Annotated in this window: 22 protein-coding genes, 1 other RNA gene and 1 pseudogene; 16 read left to right on the top strand and 8 right to left on the bottom strand. The window is 66.3% G+C overall.

Translation table 11 applies throughout. The features are described from left to right. A pseudogene (locus BMX16_RS10830) lies at positions 1–210 on the top strand (ISNCY family transposase); the annotation flags it as partial. A gap of 144 nt (positions 211–354) precedes the next feature. Here BMX16_RS10830 and BMX16_RS10825 read toward each other — a convergent pair. Then, positions 355–1,377: a phosphotransferase family protein gene (locus tag BMX16_RS10825; RefSeq protein ID WP_089903056.1), complete on the bottom strand. Its 1,023-nt coding sequence runs from the start codon at positions 1,375–1,377 to the stop codon at positions 355–357. A 150-nt stretch (positions 1,378–1,527) separates the two neighbouring features. On the opposite strand from BMX16_RS10825, the gene gndA reads away from it, so the two are divergent. Beyond that, the gene (gndA, locus tag BMX16_RS10820) at positions 1,528–2,925 is read left to right on the top strand and encodes an NADP-dependent phosphogluconate dehydrogenase (RefSeq protein ID WP_089903076.1); all 1,398 of its coding nucleotides are present in this window, start codon (positions 1,528–1,530) and stop codon (positions 2,923–2,925) included. Between the two features lie 6 nt (positions 2,926–2,931). On the opposite strand, the gene phoU is transcribed toward gndA, so the two are convergent. Further along, the gene (gene phoU / locus BMX16_RS10815; RefSeq protein ID WP_089903054.1) at positions 2,932–3,642 is read right to left on the bottom strand and encodes a phosphate signaling complex protein PhoU; all 711 of its coding nucleotides are present in this window, start codon (positions 3,640–3,642) and stop codon (positions 2,932–2,934) included. A 154-nt stretch (positions 3,643–3,796) separates the two neighbouring features. Here phoU and BMX16_RS10810 point away from each other — a divergent pair, with 154 nt between their 5' ends. Then, positions 3,797–4,276 carry a DUF4188 domain-containing protein gene (locus BMX16_RS10810; protein ID WP_089903049.1) on the top strand — a complete coding sequence of 160 codons (480 nt, stop codon included), beginning with the start codon at positions 3,797–3,799 and terminating at the stop codon, positions 4,274–4,276. Here the strand turns inward: BMX16_RS10810 and BMX16_RS10805 are convergent. Genes BMX16_RS10805 through BMX16_RS10785 form a run of 5 tightly spaced genes read right to left on the bottom strand, consistent with a single transcriptional unit; the run spans position 4,273 to position 8,562 of the window. Beyond that, positions 4,273–5,307 carry a sensor histidine kinase gene (locus BMX16_RS10805; protein ID WP_089903046.1) on the bottom strand — a complete coding sequence of 345 codons (1,035 nt, stop codon included), beginning with the start codon at positions 5,305–5,307 and terminating at the stop codon, positions 4,273–4,275. The genes BMX16_RS10810 and BMX16_RS10805 overlap by 4 nt on opposite strands. Before the next feature lie 13 nt (positions 5,308–5,320). Then, on the bottom strand, positions 5,321–6,511 hold the full coding sequence (locus tag BMX16_RS10800) for a trans-sulfuration enzyme family protein (RefSeq protein ID WP_089903043.1): 1,191 nt from the start codon (positions 6,509–6,511) through the stop codon (positions 5,321–5,323). After that, complete coding sequence (locus BMX16_RS10795) at positions 6,508–7,032, bottom strand: gamma carbonic anhydrase family protein (protein ID WP_089903040.1); 525 nt, start codon at positions 7,030–7,032, stop codon at positions 6,508–6,510. Before BMX16_RS10795 ends, BMX16_RS10800 begins: the two co-directional genes overlap by 4 nt. Then, complete coding sequence (gene gmk, locus BMX16_RS10790) at positions 7,029–7,670, bottom strand: guanylate kinase (protein ID WP_089903037.1); 642 nt, start codon at positions 7,668–7,670, stop codon at positions 7,029–7,031. Before gmk ends, BMX16_RS10795 begins: the two co-directional genes overlap by 4 nt. Before the next feature lie 4 nt (positions 7,671–7,674). Further along, complete coding sequence (locus tag BMX16_RS10785) at positions 7,675–8,562, bottom strand: YicC/YloC family endoribonuclease (RefSeq protein ID WP_089903034.1); 888 nt, start codon at positions 8,560–8,562, stop codon at positions 7,675–7,677. Positions 8,563–8,782: 220 nt separating this feature from the next. On the opposite strand from BMX16_RS10785, the gene BMX16_RS10780 reads away from it, so the two are divergent. Then, positions 8,783–9,427 carry a PAS domain-containing protein gene (locus tag BMX16_RS10780; RefSeq protein ID WP_089903031.1) on the top strand — a complete coding sequence of 215 codons (645 nt, stop codon included), beginning with the start codon at positions 8,783–8,785 and terminating at the stop codon, positions 9,425–9,427. 52 nt (positions 9,428–9,479) lie between these two features. On the opposite strand, the gene BMX16_RS10775 is transcribed toward BMX16_RS10780, so the two are convergent. After that, positions 9,480–10,850 (bottom strand): class II 3-deoxy-7-phosphoheptulonate synthase, encoded by a 1,371-nt coding sequence (locus BMX16_RS10775; RefSeq protein WP_089903028.1) that lies wholly within the window; start codon positions 10,848–10,850, stop codon positions 9,480–9,482. Positions 10,851–11,033: 183 nt separating this feature from the next. Here BMX16_RS10775 and BMX16_RS10770 point away from each other — a divergent pair, with 183 nt between their 5' ends. The 12 genes from BMX16_RS10770 to BMX16_RS10715 all read left to right on the top strand — a co-directional run bounded on the left by BMX16_RS10770 (position 11,034) and on the right by BMX16_RS10715 (position 20,757). Beyond that, entirely contained in the window at positions 11,034–12,230 is a 1,197-nt protein-coding gene (locus BMX16_RS10770; RefSeq protein WP_089903025.1) for an ABC transporter substrate-binding protein, read from the top strand. A gap of 90 nt (positions 12,231–12,320) precedes the next feature. Continuing rightward, positions 12,321–13,106, top strand: a complete 786-nt coding sequence (locus BMX16_RS10765) for an ABC transporter ATP-binding protein (protein ID WP_089903021.1) — start codon at positions 12,321–12,323, stop codon at positions 13,104–13,106. A 117-nt stretch (positions 13,107–13,223) separates the two neighbouring features. Beyond that, positions 13,224–14,051 (top strand): ABC transporter ATP-binding protein, encoded by an 828-nt coding sequence (locus tag BMX16_RS10760; RefSeq protein WP_089903017.1) that lies wholly within the window; start codon positions 13,224–13,226, stop codon positions 14,049–14,051. 31 nt (positions 14,052–14,082) lie between these two features. After that, a complete protein-coding gene (locus tag BMX16_RS10755; RefSeq protein WP_089903015.1) occupies positions 14,083–15,093 on the top strand; it encodes a branched-chain amino acid ABC transporter permease in 1,011 nt (336 codons plus the stop codon). Then, positions 15,090–16,424 (top strand): branched-chain amino acid ABC transporter permease, encoded by a 1,335-nt coding sequence (locus BMX16_RS10750; RefSeq protein WP_089903012.1) that lies wholly within the window; start codon positions 15,090–15,092, stop codon positions 16,422–16,424. Before BMX16_RS10755 ends, BMX16_RS10750 begins: the two co-directional genes overlap by 4 nt. A gap of 88 nt (positions 16,425–16,512) precedes the next feature. After that, entirely contained in the window at positions 16,513–17,178 is a 666-nt protein-coding gene (locus BMX16_RS10745; protein WP_089903009.1) for a phosphatidylserine decarboxylase, read from the top strand. Positions 17,179–17,182: 4 nt separating this feature from the next. Further along, positions 17,183–17,917 (top strand): CDP-alcohol phosphatidyltransferase family protein, encoded by a 735-nt coding sequence (locus tag BMX16_RS10740; RefSeq protein WP_089903005.1) that lies wholly within the window; start codon positions 17,183–17,185, stop codon positions 17,915–17,917. Positions 17,918–17,945: 28 nt separating this feature from the next. After that, positions 17,946–18,296: a transfer-messenger RNA gene (ssrA, locus tag BMX16_RS10735) on the top strand. Between the two features lie 128 nt (positions 18,297–18,424). Beyond that, a complete protein-coding gene (locus tag BMX16_RS10730; RefSeq protein ID WP_089903002.1) occupies positions 18,425–18,898 on the top strand; it encodes an SspB family protein in 474 nt (157 codons plus the stop codon). A 37-nt stretch (positions 18,899–18,935) separates the two neighbouring features. Further along, complete coding sequence (gene fumC / locus BMX16_RS10725; protein WP_089902998.1) at positions 18,936–20,327, top strand: class II fumarate hydratase; 1,392 nt, start codon at positions 18,936–18,938, stop codon at positions 20,325–20,327. A 10-nt stretch (positions 20,328–20,337) separates the two neighbouring features. Next, positions 20,338–20,520, top strand: coding sequence for a DUF4169 family protein (locus tag BMX16_RS10720; RefSeq protein WP_089902995.1), 183 nt, complete (start codon positions 20,338–20,340; stop codon positions 20,518–20,520). A gap of 6 nt (positions 20,521–20,526) precedes the next feature. Next, positions 20,527–20,757 carry a ribbon-helix-helix domain-containing protein gene (locus tag BMX16_RS10715; RefSeq protein ID WP_089902992.1) on the top strand — a complete coding sequence of 77 codons (231 nt, stop codon included), beginning with the start codon at positions 20,527–20,529 and terminating at the stop codon, positions 20,755–20,757. Positions 20,758–20,923 lie beyond the last annotated feature (166 nt).

Genomic DNA, 20,923 nt, shown 5'->3' with positions numbered 1-20,923 from the left:
ACGCATGCGGCAATCACCGAGAACAAGCACCTCAGCGCGGTGCTGGAGCATATCAAGGCCGCACAGGACAAGGCACCTCCCAAGCCGCGTCGCGCAGGCAAACAGGCGACGGTCTATGTCCCCAACGGTCGGCGCAATACCGAAGGCTGGAATTCCAAACTCGCGCGCAGGGCGAAGGAAAAAGCTGCCGCGCCACATCCCGCCGAATGACCGGAAAGGCATGGCTGGTCAGGGCTGCGATAGATGAGGTCTCCGCCCTGCCCAGCCATGCGCGACACCGCACATGGGACATTTCTACTTTGCGCACCGAGGGACATTTCAACTTGGTTGCAACAGCAATATGCAGGGTGTCCATCAGCCTTCGCGCGCGGCCAGCAAGCCCTGCCGTGCGAACTCCGGTGCGTAGGCGCCGAGTTTCGCGGCCTTTTCCGGGTTGGCGGCGTTGCCGTCCAGACCGCGCCGCTTGACGCCCTGCAGGATCGCGCCCATGCGAAAGAAGCAGAACGCGAGGTAGAAGCCGAACCCGTCGATCCCCGGCAATCCCATCCGCGCGCAATAGGCCGCGATGAAATCGGCGTCCGATGGCAGACCCAGCGCCGCGCGGTCCACGCCGGCAAGGCCACGCCCATCCGGCCCCGGCGGCATCCGCCACTGCATGATGACCCCTGCAAGATCCGCGAACGGATGGCCCAGCGTCGACAGCTCCCAATCGAGGACGGCCACGACATCGGTGCCACCCTGCGCGAACAGCAGGTTGTCGATGCGGTAGTCGCCATGCACCAGCGTGCGGCGCCCATCGTCGGCTGGCCGGTTGGCCTGCAGCCAGTCGATCAGTTGATCCATCGCCGCCATGTCCTCTGTCGCGCTGGCGCTGTATTGCTTGATCCAGCGCGCGATCTGGCGCGCGTAATAGTCGCCGTCAGGGCCATAACCGCCAAGGCCTGCCGCCACCGGATCGACCAAGTGGATTGCGGCCAGCGTGGCGTTCATGGCATCCATGATCGCGGCACGCTTGGACGGCGACTGGTTCGGCAGTCGCGGGTCGTCGAAGCTGCGCCCCGCCACGTGATCCATCAGATAGAACGGCGCACCGATGACGCCCGCATCCTCGCACAGCAGATGCATGCGCGGCACGGGCACAACGGTGCCCTGCAGCGCGCGTTGCACGGCGTATTCCCGTTCCACCGCATGCGCGGATTTCAGCAACGTGCCCAACGGCTTGCGCCGCAGAACGTAGTCGCCAGCCTCGGTCTGGATGCGATACGTCGGATTGCTCTGGCCGACCTGAAATCGGTGCAGCCGCACGGGCCCGTCCAGGCCCGGCAGCCGTCCATCCACCCAGGTCGCAATGGCAGCCATGTCGGGGTCGTCGGTCATCGGCCAGCCTCCCTCGCCTACCCGTCATGATGATCGCGTCGGCGCAGGGTCGCAATGACGAAACGCCCGCACACCCCATGTGCGGGCCGACGCACCTGTCGGCCCGCACCATCCGACCTATTTCAGATCAAGATCAACACGGAGCGCATGATGACCACGTCACAGATCGGCCTGCTGGGCCTTGGCACCATGGGGGCGGCACTCGCCCTCAACATCGCCAACAAGGGGTTCCGAATCGCGGTCTTCAACCGCACGACACAAGTCACGCGCGACTTTGCAGTTCAGGCGGGCGATCTGGCCGCGCGCATCACGCCCACCGAGGGTTTGCAGGACTTTGTCGCCGCCCTGTCGCGGCCCCGCGCGATCATCCTGATGGTGCCGGCAGGTCAGGCCGTGGACGACCAGATTGCGGCGCTGACCCCGCTGCTGGATGCTGGCGATCTGATTATCGACGCGGGCAACGCCGATTTCCACGACACCAACCGCCGCGCGGCGGCGGCAGGTGACGTGCGCTTCATGGGCATCGGGGTGTCGGGCGGCGAGGATGGCGCGCGACACGGCCCGTCGATCATGGCCGGTGGCGACCGCGCCGACTGGGACCGGGTCGCGCCGATCCTGACCGCCATCGCGGCCAGCCACGACGGCGTCCCGTGTGCCACATGGATGGGCCCGGCGGGCGCCGGTCATTTCGTCAAGGCCGTGCACAACGGCATCGAATATGCCGACATGCAGATGATCGCCGAGGTCTACGGCATCCTGCGTGACGGCATGGGTCTGGACAACGCGGCGATCGCCAAGACGTTCCGGACATGGAACGACGGCGCGCTTGCGTCATATCTGATCGAGATCTCTGGCCACGTCGCGGCCGCGACCGATACGCTGACCGGGCAACCCCTGCTCGACATCATCACCGATGCGGCGGGCCAGAAGGGCACCGGGCGCTGGACGGCGATCGAGGCGCAGCATCTGGGCGCGCCGGTTCCGGTGATCGAGGCTGCCGTCGCCGCCCGCAACCTGTCGTCGCGGCGCGACGAACGGGCACAGGGTCAGGCGGCGTTCGGTGCAGCCCCGCAAGCCATGGGCGATGCGCTGACCGCCACCGATCTGGAACGCGCGCTGATCGCCGGCAAGATCATCTGCTATGCGCAGGGCTTTGCCATGATCGACGCCGCGGCACGGGCGTTCGACTGGCCCCTGCCCCTGCCCGACATCGCTAAGGTCTGGCGCGCGGGATGCATCATCCGCTCCGTGATGCTGGACGACATGGCGACGGCGCTGGCGCGGTCGGACGCGAACCTGATGCTGTCGGCGCCGTTCACCGACCTGTTGCGCGACACCCATGTCACCTTGCGCAAGGTGGTGGCACAGGCGGCGCTGCACGGCCTGCCGGTACCCGCGCTGTCGTCGGCGCTTGCATATTTCGACACGATGCGCACCCATCGGGGCACCGCCAACCTGTTGCAGGGACAGCGGGATTTCTTCGGTCGGCACGGATTCGAACGGCTCGACCGGGACGGCACCGATTTCCACGGTCCCTGGGCCGACTGATCCCGCTCAATTCAATGTCGTCAGGGTCGATGTCGTGTCGCTCTTGGGGCGCGGATCGTCGGGCATCGTGCCGGTGGACAGATAGATCACCTGTTCGGCCATGTTGGTGGTCAGATCGCCCATCCGCTCGATGTTCTTGGCCATGAAATGCAGGTGCATGCAGGCGGTAATGTTGCGCGGGTCCTCCATCATGTGGGTCAGGAATTCGCGGAACAGCGCGTTGTACATCTGGTCCACGTCCTGATCGTGCTGGCGCACGTCCTCGGCCAGCGCCACGTCGCTGCGGGTATAGGCATCCAGCGTGTCGCGCAGCATGCCCTGCACCTCGCGTGCCATGCGCCGCAGGGACGCCTCGGCGCCCTGGATCGGCGGCATGTCCACCAGCACGGAGGTGCGCTTGGCCATGTTCTTGGCATAGTCGCCGATCCGTTCCAGCGACGCGGCCAACCGCAGCACCGTCAACAGCACCCGCAGGTCGCGACCCACGGGGGCGCGCAGCGCGATGGTGCGGGCCGCCTCTTCGTTGATCTGGAACTCGAGCGCGTCGATGGCCTTGTCGCCTGCGCGGACACGCTCGGCCAGTTCCACGTCGCGCGTCACAAGCCCCTGCGTGGCATGCAGGATCGCCTCTTCGACCAGACCGCCCATTTTCATGATGAGGGTGGTGATCCCGTCCAGATCGCGGTCGTAGGCAGACGAGATGTGCTGATTCGGCATGGGTGTCATCCTTTCGAGACGGGCCTGTCATCATGTTCGATCGTAGGCACCTTGGCTGCAAAGTCCAACAGGACCATGACATGACTAAGGTTGATGCAGACGCGGTGCAGGGCCACCGCTATGATGACGGCGTGCAGTTGCCGAAAGATGCGCCATGGCCCCCATCGACCCGCGCCGCATGACCGCCCGGATCAGCGGCGATTTCGTGGTGTTCCTGCTGGGGATGCGGATCAATGCGTGGTGGCGTCCGGACCTGTGGGTGCCGTCGCTGGCCGCCATGCCGCGGATGCTGCAGGAGCTTGACCGCGCGCCCCGCACACAGACCGGGTTTCTGGGCCACAACGGGATCAGCATGCGCTGCACCGTGCAATACTGGCGCAGCTTCGACGCGTTGGAAGCCTATGCCCGCGCCCCGGACCGGGCGCATTTCCCCGCCTGGGCCGCCTTCAACCGCCGCTTGCGCGACAGCCGCGGCGCGGTCGGCATCTGGCACGAAACCTACCTCATTCCGGCAGGCGGGTTCGAGGCGATCTATTCCGGGATGCCGCCCTACGGTCTGGCGCGCGCGGGCGACGCGGTGCCCATAACCACGCGCGATGCGGCCCGCGACAGGCTGACGCCGGACCGCGGCTAGGGCTGCGCCACCGGTAGAACGACGCTGAAGGTGGTGCCCTGCCCCAGCGTGCTGTGGATCGTCATGCGGCCCCGGTGCCGGTTCACGATATGCTTGACGATGGCCAACCCCAGACCCGTGCCACCCAGCTCGCGGCTGCGGTGGGTGTCGACGCGGTAGAAGCGTTCGGTCAGGCGCGGGATGTGGTGTGCCGCAATCCCCGGTCCGCGGTCGCGCACATGGACGGCCACGCCCAAAGCCCGCAGCGATTGCTGATAGGCTGGCGCGTCAAGATCGACGATCAGGACACCACCGCTGCCGCCGTATTTCACCGCGTTCTCGATCAGGTTGCCGATCACCTGCCGCAGCTGGTTGGCATCGGCCAGCACATGCGCACCCGCACTGTGGTCGGTCAGCGTCACCGCCACGCCGGAGGCGGCGATGACAGGCTCCAGATCCGCGAGGGTGCCCATGACGAGGCTGTTCAGCGCCACGGCACCGGCGGGCCGCATCCGTTCGTTTTCCTCGACCCGGCTCAGCGACAGCAGGTCGTCGACCAGCGTGGTCATGCGCAGGCTTTCACGTTCCATGATGCCCAGAAACCGGTCGCGCGCCACGGGATCGTTGCGGGCCGCGCCGCGCAGCGTCTCGATGAACCCCAGCAGCGCGGTCAGTGGCGTGCGCAACTCGTGGCTGACGTTGGCGACGAAATCGCGGCGCAACTGCCCCACCTCCTCCGCCGCGGTCCGGTCCTCGAAGGTCAGCACGATGGCATCGCGGTCGGGGCTGACGTGGACCAGCCACGTCGTGTCGCGCCCGCCGTCGCGGCCCAGCCAGCGGGTCTGGCACGGGGTGCCCGTGCGCATGGCGCTCTCGATCGCCTCCAGCGTGATGGGCTGGCGCAGGGCGTTGATGTAGTGCCGCCCCACGACGTGATCGCCCAGCACAGCGGCCAGTGACGGGCTGATCGCCGCGACCGTCTGGCCTGCATCGATCAGCATGACCGGAAACGGCAGCGCCGCGACGGCGATGGTGGCACTGTCGCGGTCCATGGGCTGCCCCCTTTCAGTCGCTGGCGGCGGCGACGGCGGCGCCGAATTCCGCGATCAGCAGATCGGCATCCTCGACCCCGACCGAGACGCGGAAGAAGCCTTCGGTGATACCCAGCGCCGCGCGCCCCTCTGGTGTCAGGCCGCGGTGCGACGACGACGGCGGATGCGACAGGGTCGTGCCGATATCGCCCAGCGTGGGGGCAAAGGCGATCTCTGGCGCGGCCCGCGTCAGGCGGTTGGCCGCATCGCGTCCGCCGTGCAGCGCAAACGACAGCATGTTGCCGCCCTGCCCGCCCAGCAGCGCCACGGCGCGGTTGTGGTCGGGGTGATCGCTGCGGGTGGGATAAAGGACCTGCTTTACCCCCGCCATGCCCGCCAGCGCATCGGCCAGACGGCGGGCATTGTCCTGCGCCGCGCGGTGGCGCAGGTGGAACGAATGCAGCCCGCGTTCCGCCAGCCAGCAGTCGAAGGGGCTGGGTGTCAGGCCCCATGTGACGTTGGCGTCGTTGATCTTGCGGCGCAGGTCCGCATCTTGCGTTGCGACATAGCCCAGCGTGGCGTCCGAATGACCCGCCAGCAATTTGGTGACCGAATGGATCACGATGTCCGCACCGGAAAGAAGCGGCTTGTAAGCCACGGGAGTCGTGAAGGTATTATCCACCATCAACAGGATGCCGCGGTCGCGGGCTAGTGCCACGATCCCTTCCATGTCGGCCACGCGGATCGTTGGGTTCGACACCACCTCGACGAGGATCATGCGGGTATTGGGGCGGATCGCGGCGGCCATCGCGGCGGCGTCGGTGGGATCGGCCAGCGACGTCTCGATCCCCAGACGCGGCAGATCCTGCGCCATGAGCCGCAAGCTGCGGCCATAGAGCTGGTCGCCGCCCAGCACATGATCGCCTGCTTTCAGCAGGCCGAGGAACACCGCACCGATGGCCGACATGCCCGACCCGGTGACGATGCCGCCGCCGGAAGCGGGATCAACCCCTTCCAGCATGTCGATCTTTTCGGCCAGCACCTGCGCGTTCGGATGTCCTTCGCGGGCATAGGTGTAGCCGGAGGCATCCGCATACTGCGCATCGAGGGCGTCCGGGTCCGGGCTGGAATACACGACCGAAGGTTGCAGCGGCGTCACAACCGGGCGCGAGACGGAGGTGGGCCAGTCGGTGCGGCGCACGATGCTGGTCAGCGGTTTCTTCATCGGATCACCTTCAGTTCCCGCGCGAACCGCGCGGCGTTTTGCATGTAATGTTCTGCCGACCGGCGCAGGCCAGCGATGGCGGCGTCATCCAGCTGGCGGACCACCTTGCCGGGTGCGCCCATGACGAGCGATCCGGCGGGGATCACCTTGCCTTCGGTCACCAGTGCGCCGGCGCCGATCAGGCAATTTTCGCCGATCACGGCGCCGTTCAGCACCGTGGCACCCATGCCGATCAGGCTGTCAGCACCGATGGTGCAGCCATGCAGGATCGCGGCATGGCCGATGGTGCAGCCCGCCCCGATGCTCAGCGGAAAGCCCATATCCGTGTGCAGCACGCAGTTTTCCTGCACGTTGCTGCCCTCACCCACGCTGATCCAATCGTTGTCACCGCGCAGGGTGGCCCCGAACCACACGCTGGACCCCGCGCCCATCCGCACGCGGCCCATCACATGCGCACCGGGTGCGATCCACGCATCTGCCGCAATCTCGGGGGCTTGGCCGTCGAAGCTGTAGATGCTCATGCGCCCCGGTCCTCGAACTCGCGCTGCAGGGTGCGGACGTGGTCCAACAGGTCGGGTTGCTGGGCGCGGCGCAGCCGTTCGGCACTGATGATGGTGCGCAGACGTTCTTCGGTCTGGTCCAGATCGTCGTTCACCAGCACGTAGTCGTAGCCGTCCCAGTGACTGATCTCGTCCCAGCTCTTGCGCATCCGGCCCGCGATGGTGTCGGCGTCGTCCTGACCGCGTTCCACGAGGCGGCGGTGCAGTTCGGTGATCGAGGGCGGCAGGATGAAGATCGACAGCACCGCGTCGCGCAGGTCGGAATTGGCGATCTGCTGCGCGCCCTGCCAGTCCACGTCGAAGAGCACGTCGCGGCCTGCGTCGATGGCCTGCTGCACCGGCGCCTTGGGGCTGCCGTAGTAGTTGCCGAAGACGCGGGCGTGTTCCAGCATGTCGCGGTCATCCACCAGCTTGCGGAAGTGCGCCTCGTCCACGAAGTGATAGTCGGTCCCGTCCACCTCGCCCGCGCGCGGGCTGCGCGTGGTGGCCGAGACGGAGAACCGCAGCGACGCATCCCACACCATCAGACGCTTCGCCAAGGTCGATTTGCCCGCGCCCGAGGGCGACGACAGGATGATGAGAAGTCCGCGACGGGCCAAGGGCTTACTCCACGTTCTGGATCTGTTCGCGCAGCTGGTCGATGACCAGCTTCAGCGCCAGCCCCACCTGCGTCAGGTCGCTGTCCTGCGATTTCGCGCACAGGGTATTAGCCTCGCGCATGAATTCCTGGCTCAGGAAATCGAGGCGGCGTCCGGCGGGGGCGTCGTCCTCGATGATGTCCCAGGCGGCGGCGACATGGGCGTCGAGGCGGTCGAGCTCCTCGGTCACGTCCTGCCGGGTGGTCAGGATTGCGAGTTCCTGCACGAGGCGTGCATCGTCGGCTGCGGTGACTTCCATGATCCGGGCATAGGCGTCGCGCAGGGATTGGCGCAGGCGTGGCTGGCGGGCCGTAGCGGCGGCGCGGGCGTCGGCGGTCAGTACCTTGATCCGGTCCAGCTGGTCGGCGACGATGTGCTGCAACGCGGCCCCTTCGTGCGCCCGCATGGCGGTGAAATCCGACAGCAGCGGCCCGATGTCGGTGCACAGTGCGGCGAACAGGCCCGTGTCGTCGTCCTGATCGCCCGCCCCGCCGATCACGCCACGGGTCGCCAGCACGTCGGCGGCGGTGGGCTGCGCCAGCGTGACCCCGGCGGCATAGGCGCGTTCCTGCACCCGGTCGAGGGCACGCAGCACCCGGTCCAGCTGTGCCTCGTCCAGGGCCAGATCGGCATCCTGCGCCGACCGTGTCAGGCGCAGAGTCACCGTCACGCTGCCCCGGTGCAGCGCCTTGCCCAATGCGGTGCGCAGCGTCTGGTCCAGCCGGTCCATGCCGTCCGGCAGCCGCGTGCGGATATCGAGGCCGCGCCCGTTCAGACCACGCAAGTCCCAGTGCCAGCTGGCACCGTCCATCTGTCCGGTCCGGCTGGCAAAGGCCGTCATCGCATGGGTCATCGCCGCTTCCTTCCGCATCGCCCCCGCACCTAAGGGATTTCCCGCCGCAGGGGCAAGGGGGGGCATGGGCTGCGACCGCATCCCGCCGTTAACCCGTTAGGACTTTCGCAGGGGATTTCGCCGGTGGTGCGGGTTAATATTCCCTTAACGGCCGCGACGACGGCGGCCCGGACACCTCATCGTCATCAAAGACCCTGTTGGCAGTTGAAAGCGTATCATCATGTTCGAGACGACCGATCCAACCCGCGCGCCGGCCATGCCGGGCACAGCCTCTTGCCTGTCGCCCGATGAACAGGCGATCCTTCACCTGCTGGAAACCGATTGGCGTCAGATGTGCAGCGGGCAGGTCGTGCCGGATCATGCGCAACTCGACCCCCATGCGCTGCATGACGCCCTGCCCCACGCGTTCCTGTTGCACCGCACCGCGCCCGGTGCGGTCCGTGTGCGGGTGGCGGGGCAGCGGCTGCACGACATGCTGCGGATGGACCCGCGCGGCATGAGTTTTGGCGCGTTCTTTGCCGCAGGCAGCCGCGACGCCGCCCTGCGCATCGTCGAGAGCGCCTTCGACGGCCCTGCCGTGGTGAACCTGCCGCTGACGGCGGCGCGCGGGCTGGGGCGACGTGCTCTACGGGCGGAGTTGCTGCTGCTGCCGATGCAGGATGCGCTGGGTCAGGTCACGCGCATGATGGGCGCGCTGGTCGCGGCCGGCCCGCCGGGCCAGCGCGGCTACCGCTTTGACATCGCCAACGACGGACCGTTGCGCCACGATACGCTGGGCCTGCCGTTCCCGGATCGGCGCACGGTGCGCAGCCAGCCGGTCGCACGGGCGCGAACGCCGTTGCGACTGGTGGTGAACAACGGCTGAGACGAAGAAGGCGCCCTGCGGAGCGCCTTCTTCACGGTCTGTGCGGATGGTGTCAGCTGGCCTTGGCCTGTTCCATCTTGGTGCGCCGGGCCCCCAGCGCCTCGGCCACCAGAAACGCCAGTTCCAGCGACTGGCTGGCGTTCAGGCGCGGATCGCAGGCGGTGTGATACCGGCTCGACAGATCCTCGTCGGTGACGGCGCGGACGCCGCCGGTGCATTCGGTCACGTCCTTGCCGGTCATCTCGACATGCACGCCGCCGGGGATGGTGCCTTCGGCGTTGTGGATGTAGAAGAACTCGCGCACCTCGCGCAGCACGGAATCGAAGGGTCGCGTCTTGTAGCCGGACGACGACTTGATCGTGTTGCCGTGCATCGGATCACAGGACCAGACGACGTTCGCGCCTTCCTCTTGCACGGCGCGGATCAGGCGCGGCAGGTTGTCACCCACCTGCCCCGCCCCGAACCGCGCGATCAGCGTCAGACGGCCCGGCACGTTGTCCGGGTTCAGCGCCGCCATCAGCGCCTTCAGGTGGCCGCTCGTCATGGAGGGGCCACATTTCAGACCGATCGGGTTCAGCACGCCCTTGCAGTATTCCACATGCGCGCCGTCGGGCTGACGGGTGCGGTCGCCGATCCAGATCATGTGACCGGAGCCTGCCAGCCACTTGCCGGAGGTCGAATCGACGCGGGTCAGCGCCTCTTCATACTCCAGCAAGAGCGCCTCGTGAGAGGTGTAGAACTCCACCGTCTGCAGCTCGTGGTTGGTCTCGGTGCTCAGCCCCGCGGCTTCCATAAAGTCGAGGGTGTCGCTGATCCGGTTCGCCAGATCGCGGTATTTCTCGGCCTCGGGCTTGTCGGTGAACCCCAGCGTCCAGGCGTGAACCTTGTGCACGTCGGCGTAACCGCCCGTGGAAAAGGCGCGCAGCAGGTTCAGAGACGCCGCCGCCTGCAGATAGGCCTGTTCCATCCGCGCAGGATCTGGAATCCGGCTCTCTGGCGTGAAGTCGAAGCCATTGATGATGTCGCCGCGATAGCTGGGCAGTTCCACGCCGCCGACGACCTCGGTCGGGGTGGAGCGCGGCTTGGCCATCTGGCCCGCCATGCGGCCCAATTTCACCACGGGCACCTTGGCACCATAGGTCAGGACCATCGCCATTTGCAGCATCACCTTGAAGGTGTCGCGGATCGTGTCGGCACTGAATTCTGCAAAGCTTTCGGCGCAGTCGCCGCCCTGCAGCAGGAACGCCTCGCCACGGCTGACCTTGCCCAGATGCTGGGTCAGGCGGCGCGCCTCGCCGGCGAAGACCAGCGGCGGATAGCTTGACAGCTTGGCCTCGACGGTCTGCAACGCCGCCGCATCGGTATAGTCGGGCATCTGCACGCGCGGCTTTGCGCGCCAGTCCGATTTCTTCCATTCGCCCATCTGAACTCTCCCGCTGTCCGGTCCGTATCATTCGAGGGGCGCTTATATCGCCAAGGCCGGGCCGGGCCAATGGTCAATCGGCCCGAAAGACTGTCCTGAAACAGGGTGCACAAGACCGCTTCACAATCCGGACTTCGCTGTTAGTCTCTCCGACAGAATAAAAAACCAACCGGGAGTTTCGACATGAACAAACTGATGCTGGCCACGGCCACCACCGCCCTGATGACGGGCGCCGCCTGGGCGCAGGACCCGATCACCGAAGTGAAGATCGGGATCGAACTAGGCTTTACCGGCCCGCTGGAATCCATCGTGCCCGCCATGGCCGCAGGGGCCGAACTGGCCATCGCCGAGGTGAACACCGCCGGCACGCTGCTGGGCGGGGCCACCGTGACCACCGCGCGCGCCGATTCGACCTGCACCGATGCGGGTGCCGCCAGTGCGGCTGCCGAAGGCCTTGTGACCGGCGAGATGGTCGACGCGATCATGGGGGCCGACTGTTCCGGCGTGACCAGCGCCATCCTGCAGAACGTCGCCCGTCCAAACGGCATCGTCATGATCTCGCCCTCCGCGACCTCTCCGGCGCTGTCGGACGCCGAGGATGACGGCCTGTTCTTTCGCACCGCACCGTCGGATGCCCGTCAGGGCGTCGTGATGACCGATGTCCTGATGGACCGCGAGATCACCAATGTTGCGCTGACCTATACCAACAACGACTATGGCAAGGGTCTGGCCGATGCGTTCCAGGCCGCGTTCGAGGCCGCTGGCGGCACCGTGACGATCTCTGCCGCGCACGAGGACGGCAAGGGCGACTATTCGTCCGAAGTGGCCGCACTGGCGGCGGCTGGTGGCGACGTGCTGGTCGTGGCGGGCTACACCGATCAGGGCGGCAAGGGCATCATCCAGAACGCGCTGGACACCGGTGCGTTCGACACCTTTGTGCTGCCCGACGGCATGGTCGGCCAGCAGCTGGTCGACGACATCGGCGAAGGCCTGACCGGGTCGTTCGGCCAGTTCCCCGGCACCGACAGCGCCGGCGCAGAAACGTTCCAGGCGATGGCGACCGAGGCGGGCTTCGACGGCACGGGTGCCTTCGCTGGCGAATCCTACGATGCAGCGGCCCTCATCATGCTGGCGATGGAAGCGGCGGGATCGAACGAGTCCGCCGTGTTCAAGGATCACGTCATGGACGTGGCCAACGCACCGGGCACCGAGATCTTTCCGGGCGAGCTGGCGAAGGCGATCGAGCTGCTGAAGGCCGGCGAGGACATCGACTATGTCGGTGCGACCGCGGTCGAGCTGATCGGCAACGGCGAATCCGCCGGCAACTATCGCGAGATCGAAATCCGCGACGGCGCGATCGAAACGGTCGGCTACCGTTAAGTCAGCCTGACGCAGACCGGCGCGGGGGCTTGCCCTCGCGCCGGTTTCATTGCAAAGGCCCGCGCCAGACGGGCCGACCGGGGATGCAACATGATTGTGGTTGAGAACATGGTGAAGGCCTTTGGTGGCTTTCACGCCGTGGATGGCGCGAGCCTGACCATCACCGAAGGGTCGATCACCGGCCTGATCGGTCCCAATGGTGCAGGAAAGACCACGCTGTTCAACGTGATCGCCGGAGTCCTTCAACCGACCAGCGGCACCGTGACGATGCAGGGACAGGACATCACAGGCCTGCCGCCGCATGCGTTGTTCCACCGCGGCCTGCTGCGCACATTCCAGATCGCGCACGAGTTTCCGTCGATGACCTGCCGCGAGAACCTGATGATGGTGCCAGGCAGCCAATCGGGCGAGAGCCTGTGGAACACGTGGTTCGGCCGCAAGCGCATCGCCGACGAGGAACGCGCCCTGCGCGCCCGCGCCGATGAGGTGCTGGATTTCCTGACCGTGAGCCATCTGGCCGACCACAAGGCGGGCCAGATCAGCGGCGGGCAGAAGAAGCTGCTGGAACTGGGGCGCACCATGATGGTGGACGCCAAGATCGTGTTTCTGGACGAGGTGGGCGCAGGGGTGAACCGCACGCTGCTCAACACCATCGGCGACGCGATCATCCGGCTGAACAAGGAACGCGGCTATACCTTCGTCGTGATCGAGCACGACATGGATTTCATCGGCCGTTTGTGCGACCCGGTCATCTGCATGGCCGAGGGGCGCGTGCTGGCGCAAGGCACGCTGGCCGAGATCAAGGCCAACGAGCAGGTGATCGAGGCCTATCTCGGCACCGGTTTGAAGAACAAGGATCAGGTGGCGGGCGCATGACCGCGGCATTGTGTTGGGGTGAGGCGTGGTCAGGGGGCTGTCTGCCCCCTCTGCGCTGGCGCGCATTCACCCCCGAGGATATTTTCGACCAGAAGAAGCCCAAGGAGGGCCGCGGCCATGTCTGACAGCCCCTATCAGGACGACCGCGGCAACAAGGACCGGTCCATCACCCGGGCGGGTGGCGGCGGCACGTCGCAGCACAAGCCGAGCGGCGGCACCGCGCGCCCTGCACCCGGCACGCCGTTCCTGATCGGCGAGGCGATGACGGGCGGCTACGGCAAGGGTCCGGACATCCTGCATGCCTGCACCATCGCGGTGGAACCGGGTGAGATCGCCGTAATCGTCGGCCCCAACGGGGCGGGCAAGTCGACCGCGATGAAGGCGATGTTCGGCATGCTGGACGTGAGGTCCGGTCGCGTCATGCTGGACGGCGAGGACATCACAGCGCTTTCGCCGCAGGACCGTGTCGTGAAGGGCATGGGCTTCGTGCCACAGACGCACAACATCTTTGCCACCATGACGGTGGAGGAAAATCTGGAGATGGGCGCGTTCATCCGGCGCGACGATTTCCACGATACGATGACGCAGGTCTATGACCTGTTCCCGATCCTGAAGGAAAAGCGCCTGCAGCCCGCAGGGCAGTTGTCCGGTGGCCAGCGCCAGCAGGTCGCCGTAGGCCGTGCGCTGATGACGAAACCCAAGGTGCTGATGCTGGACGAACCCACGGCGGGCGTCAGCCCCATCGTCATGGACGAGCTGTTCGACCGCATCATCGAGGTTGCACGCACCGGCATCCCGATCCTCATGGTCGAACAGAACGCCCGCCAAGCCCTTGAGATCGCTGACAAGGCCTATGTCCTGGTGCAGGGCGCCAATGCGCATACGGGCACCGGCCGCGAACTGCTGGCGGACCCGGATGTGCGCCGCAGTTTCCTGGGGGGATGATGATGACACACGCCGACGCAGGGGCACGCCCATGGAATTTCTGAACGGCCTCGTCTTTCTGACGAACTTTGTTGTGGTGCCCGCACTCGCCTATGGCGCGCAGCTGGCGATCGGTGCGCTGGGGGTCACGCTGGTCTATGCGATCCTGCGGTTCTCGAACTTTGCGCATGGCGACACCATGGCCTTCGGCACCGCCGTTACGATCAAGGTGACGGCGCTGCTGGTCGCCCTCGGCATCACGCTGGGGCCGCTGCCGACCGCGCTTCTTGCGCTGCCTGTGGGCATCGCCGCGACGATGCTGCTGGTGCTGGGCACCGACTGGCTGGTCTACAAGTTCTACCGCGTGCAGCGGGCGAAGCCCGTGATCCTCGTCATCGTCAGCCTTGGCGTGATGTTCGTGCTGAACGGTGTGACGCGCGTGTTCATCGGCGTGGGCGACATCCAGTTCGCGGACGGCGCACGCTTCGTGCTGACCGTGCAGCAGTTCAAGGACGCGACCGGTCTGGACGAGGGTCTGGCGATCCGTACCACGCAGGCAATCACGCTGGTGACCGCGGCGGTCACCGTGGCGGCGCTGTTCTGGTTCCTGAACCGGACCCGCACCGGCAAGTCGATGCGGGCGTTTTCCGACAACGAGGATCTGGCGCTGTTGTCAGGCATCGACCCCAACCGGGTCGTCCGGGTGACGTGGCTGATCGTGGCGGCGTTGGCGACCATCGCTGGCGTGCTCTACGGCCTTGACAAGTCGTTCAAGGCATTCACGTATTTCCAGCTGCTGCTGCCGATCTTTGCCGCCGCCATCGTCGGTGGGATCGGCAACCCGGTGGGTGCGATCGCAGGCGGCTTCCTGATCGCCTTCGCCGAAGTCACCGTGACCTATCCGCTGAAGAAAGTGCTGACCTACTGGCTACCCGACAGCATGGCGCCCGACGGCCTCGTGCAGCTGTTGTCGGGTGACTACAAGTTCGCCGTCAGCTTCATGATCCTGCTGATCGTGCTGCTGTTCCGACCCACAGGCCTGTTCAAGGGGCAATCCATATGACCGACAGTCTGCGCACCGGCCTGTTCGCCGCCTTCGTGGCAGGGCTCATCATCGCGACGGGTGCCCTCGACAACTGGAACCTCGCGCTGGTGATCCTGAACTACGGCCTGATCAGTGCGATCATGGCGCTGGGGGTGAACCTGCAATGGGGCCTCGCGGGTCTGTTCAACGTCGGCATCATGGGCTTCGTGGCGCTGGGCGGGCTGGCGTCTGTCCTGATCTCGATGCCGCCGGTCGCCGCCGCTTGGACCGCTGGCGGGTTGCGCACGCTGGCAGGGCTGGCCATCGGGGCAGTCGCCATCGTGGCGTTGACGGCGGTCTATCGGCGCATGGCTGCGGGCAAGGCCCGCACCATTGTCATGCTGGCGCTGACGGTGGCGGGGTTCTTTGCCTTCCGTACCGTGTTCGACGGCGGCGTGGCGGCGATCGAGGCGGTGAACCCGTCGCTGACGGGCTACCTTGGCGGTGCGAACTTTGGCGGCGACGCGGGCCGCGACTGGTGGTGGATGCCGATCATCGCATGGCCCGTGGGTGGCCTGCTGGCCGCCGGGGCCGCATGGGCCATCGGCAAGGTGGCACTGGGCCTGCGGTCGGATTACCTCGCCATCGCGACACTGGGCATCGCCGAGATCATCATCGCGGTCATCAAGAACGAGAACTGGCTGTCGCGCGGCGTGCTGAACGTGACCGGCCTGCCCCGCCCTGTGCCGTACGAGACGGACCTGCAAGCCGACCCCGCCTTCGTCGCGCGGGCGGCGGATCTGGGGTTCGACGCCACGCTCGCATCCACCCTGTGGGTCAAGCTGCTGTATGCGGGTCTGTTCGCCACCTTCCTGATCGTGCTGCTTTTTTTGGCGCAACGTGCGCTGCACAGCCCGTGGGGCCGGATGATGCGCGCGATCCGCGACAACGAGGTGGCCGCCGAGGCGATGGGCAAGGACGTGACCCGCCGCCATCTGCAGGTCTTCGTCATCGGATCGGCGATCTGCGGGCTGGCTGGCGCGATGATGACCACGCTGGACGGGCAGATGACGCCTGCGGGCTATCAGCCGCTGCGGTTCACCTTCCTCGTCTGGGTCATGGTCATCGTGGGCGGGTCCGGCAACAACTTCGGCGCGGTGCTGGGTGGGTTGCTGATCTGGTGGCTTTGGGTCGCGGTGGGCGAATACGGTCCCGACCTGATGATCTGGGTCACCTCTGCGCTCAGCGAGGACAGCACCCTGCGTGCAGGTCTGGTCGATAGCGCGCCGCAGATGCGCTATATCGTGATGGGCACGGTGCTGCTGATGATCCTGCGGTTCAGTCCGCGCGGGATATTGCCAGAGCGTTGATCGAAAGATTGCCCGCGCTGGCCCGGAACCGCTTGCGTTCCGGGCCAGCGGCGCACAGATGCGGGGTCACATCAGCGGAGCCGATCACATGAACATGGCCAGCACCTTCATCAAGCCGATGCACCCCGAGGGGCGCCGGTTCGTCGCGATCTTTGCGGCGGTGACAGTGGTGCTGTTCGTGATCTGGGACCCGCTCGGGTGGCTCGGCGTGGGTGCAACCGTCTGGTGCTATTACTTCTTCCGCGATCCGGAACGGGTCACACCGCAGCGTACCAGCCTGATCGTCAGCCCCGCCGACGGGATCGTGTCGCTGATCGAACCTGCCGTGCCGCCGGTCGAGCTCGGGATGGCAGATGTGCCCCTGACGCGGGTCAGCGTGTTCATGAACGTGTTCAACTGCCATGTGAACCGCGCGCCCGTCGCGGGCACTGTGACCGCCATCGCCTATCGCCCCGGCAAGTTCCTGAACGCCTCGCTGGACAAGGCGAGCGTGGACAACGAGCGCAATTCGCTGCGCCTGACCATGGCGGACGGGCGCGACATCGCCGTGGTGCAGATCGCGGGGCTGGTCGCGCGCCGCATCGTGTGCTTCGTCGCACCGCAGGCGCGGCTGGCGGTGGGCGAGCGGTTCGGCCTGATCCGCTTCGGCTCGCGGCTTGACGTGTATCTGCCGGAGGGCGTCGTGCCGGACGTGGCCATCGGTCAGACCATGGTGGCCGGCGAGACGATCATCGCCCGTCTGACGGACGCCTGAGCCGGTGGCACGCCTGCCCCGCCGCGACGTGCCGTTGCTGCACCTGCTGCCCAACGTGCTGACCATTGCCGCGATCGCCGCGGGGCTGTCGGCGATCCGTGAAGCGGTGGATCGGGATTTCAGCACTGCCGTCTTGCTGCTGATGGCGGCTGCCGTGCTCGACGGTGTGGACGGTCGGCTTGCGCGCCTGCTGGGCAGTCATTCGCCCATCGGGGCGGAGCTGGACAGCCTTGCGGATTTCGTGAACTTCGGCGTGGCGGCACCGCTATTGGTGTATTTCTGGGCGCTGCACGACCTGCCGAAGCTGGGCTGGACCGCGGTCCTGATCTTTGCCGTGTGCTGCGTGTTGCGGCTGGCGCGGTTCAACGTGGCGGCCAAGACGGCGGTGCCGGACGCGGCTGGCGACCATTTCGTGGGCATCCCCTCGCCCGCGGGCGCGATGCTGCTGCTGCTGCCGCTGTTCCTGAGCTTTGCGACGGACGATGCGGTGCGGGTGCCGGATGCGGCGATCGCCGGGTGGACGGCCGCCGTGGGAATAGCGATGATCAGCACCCTGCGCGTGGCGGCGTTCAAAGAGCCGAAGATCGCGACGGGCCACGTCCGCTATGCTTTGCTGGCCGTTGCGGTGGTGATGGCGGCCCTGCTGTCCTATCCGTGGGCCACGCTGGTCGCGGCCTGCGTGGCGTATATCGCCTTCGTCGCCCTGACCTGCAGGCAGGCCGCGCCGGAACGGCCCTGACGGGCCGCGCGGACATCCGCCGCACTGATCCCTTGCAACGCGCGCACAGCGCGCCTATGTCTGGCATGTCTTTCGGGACTATGGACATAAACGCGCTCGTAATAAGCGGATCGGACCCGGGGGCGGTACCCGGCGTCTCCACCAATACTCTGGTCATTTGCCAGCGATGGGGACGAAACAGGATCGACGAACGTCTAAAGGGGTATTGCTTTGTCCCGGTGAGTTACCACCGTTATCGGTACGCAAAAGCTAGTTGCAAATGACAACAAAGCACCGATGGCCCTCGCAGCGTAAGCTGTGCGGAAAATCGAAACCTAAGCCCTAGCGTTTTGCGACGTTAGGCGGGGTCCGCAGGTACCTGGCAACAGAAACCTGCACCTTCCCCCTCATGCGTTCGGACCCGCCGATCCCTTCCCGGTCATTTCCTGTGGACGCGGGACCCGACCTCTCTTTCATCCGCCTGCGATTTGGCTATTGTGACGCCCAACGCAGCCGAGGAAGAGCCACATGTCGCGCACCATCGACTATGGAAACCTGATGCACCGTGCCATGCGCGGCGTGATCCAGAACGTGTTGTCCGACATCCAGAAGGCCGGACAACTGCCCGGCACGCATCACTTCTTCATCGCATTCGACACCCAGCATCCGGACGTCGAGATTGCCGACTGGCTGTCGGACCGGTATCCGGGCGAAATGACCATCGTGATCCAGCATTGGTTCGCCGACCTCGAAGTCACCGATGACGGTTTTTCCATCACGCTGAACTTCGGCAATGCGCCAGAGCCCCTCTATATTCCCTACGACGCGATCAAGACCTTCGTGGACCCATCGGTCGAGTTCGGCCTGCGGTTCGAGACGCAGCCCCACGCCGATGATGATGGCGACGAGGCCGAGGCGCCGATGGACGAGATGGTCGAACCAGTCGAGGATGCACCGCGCAAGCCCGCCGAGGTCGTGAGCCTCGACAAGTTCCGCAAGTAGGCGGACCCTTTTCCAGACCCAACACCGGGACAGCTCCATGACCGACCACCGCTCCGAATCCGACAGCTTCGGCCCCATCGACGTGCCTGCGGACCGCCTGTGGGGCGCGCAGACGCAGCGCAGCCTGCTGAATTTTCCCATCGGCTGGGAAAAGCAGCCCGTCGCCATCGTCCGCGCCCTGGGCGTCATCAAGCAGGCCTGTGCGTCCGCCAACATGGCGCGCGGCAAGCTCGACACGACGATGGGCGATGCCATCGTGGCCGCCGCCGGTGAGGTGGTCGCCGGACAGTGGGACGACCATTTCCCGTTGGTCGTGTGGCAAACCGGGTCCGGCACCCAGTCCAACATGAACGCCAACGAGGTGATTTCCAATCGGGCGATCCAGATGCTGGGCGGCACCATCGGGTCCAAGGACCCGGTGCACCCCAACGACCACGTCAACATGGGGCAGTCGTCCAACGACACCTTTCCGACCGCGATGCACATCGCGGTGGCACGCACCGCCCATGACGTGACCCTGCCGGGGTTGGAGCATCTGCACGCGGCACTGCAGGCCAAGGTCGACGACTTTGCCGACATCATCAAGATCGGCCGCACGCACACGATGGACGCCACGCCGCTGACGTTGGGGCAAGAGTTTTCGGGCTATACCCATCAGGTCGCCATGGGCCTGCGCCGCATCCGCGCCGCCCTGCCCGCGATCTACGAACTGGCGCAGGGCGGCACCGCCGTGGGCACGGGATTGAGCACGCCGAAAGGCTGGGGCGAGACGGTCGCCGCCGAGATCGCGCAGATCACCGGCCTGCCGTTCGTCACAGCACCCAACAAGTTCGAGGCGCTGGCGGCGCATGACGCGCTGGTCGAGATCTCGGGCGCACTGCGGGTCGTGGCGGGATCGCTCTACAAGATCGCCTGCGACATCCGCATGCTGGGCTCTGGCCCCCGCTGCGGGCTGGGCGAGTTGATCCTGCCCGAGAACGAGCCGGGATCGTCGATCATGCCGGGCAAGGTGAACCCCACGCAGGTCGAGGCGCTGACGCAGGTCTGCGCACACATCATGGGCAACGACGCCGCCGTGGGGTTCGCAGGCAGTCAGGGTCATTTCGAGCTGAACGTGATGAAGCCGATGATGGCCTACAACGTGCTGCAGTCGCTGCAACTGCTAGGCGACGCGGCGGTGGCGTTCACCGACAACTGTGTGGTGGGCATCAAGGCCGACCGCGTGCGGATCGAAAAGCTGATGCGCGAATCGCTGATGCTGGTGACGGCGCTGGCGCCGACCATCGGTTACGACAATGCCACGACCGTCGCCAAGACCGCGCACAAGAACGGCACGACGCTGAAGGACGAGGCGATCGCGCTGGGGTTCGTGGATGCGGAAACGTTCGACCGCGTGGTGCGCCCCGAAGACATGATCGGTCCGAAGTGAGGCCCGCCGCATGACCGACGACGCGCCGATCAACCTGAACCGCGCGCGCAAGGCCCGCGACCGCGCCGCCGAGAAGTCGCAAGCAGATGCGAATGCGGTCAAGTTCGGCCGTACCAAGGCCGAACGCCTGCTGGATGCGGCCCGCGTCGACAAGGCGCGCCGCGCCCTCGACCAGTCGCGGTTCGAGGAATAGCCAGCCATGTCCGCGCGGCCCGTCAAGCATTCGCTGACCCTGCGCGGACACCGCACATCCGTCAGTCTGGAGGATGCGTTCTGGCAAGCGTTCCGCGCGATGGCCGCCCGTGACGGTCGGACGATCAATGCCCTCGCGGCCGAAATCGACGCGGCCCGTGGCGATGTGGGCCTCGCCTCTGCGATCCGCGTGCAGGTGCTGAGCGATCTGCAGCAGCGCTGTCAGGACACCGGATAACGCAGGCGATTCGCCGCACTGGTCGGACGGCGCCGCCCCGCGCGCTGCACGTTTGACCGGGGCGCCGTGACGACCGCCCCGCGATACAGCGGCTCCGGATCGTAGGGGTCCATCGCTCGCGGCCTCACCCGCTCCGACAACCACAGACCAGCGCGGCGGACCGCTG

Source organism: Loktanella fryxellensis, assembly GCF_900110065.1.
Taxonomy (GTDB): domain Bacteria; phylum Pseudomonadota; class Alphaproteobacteria; order Rhodobacterales; family Rhodobacteraceae; genus Loktanella; species Loktanella fryxellensis.
This window is presented reverse-complemented; position numbering and strand designations above follow the sequence as displayed.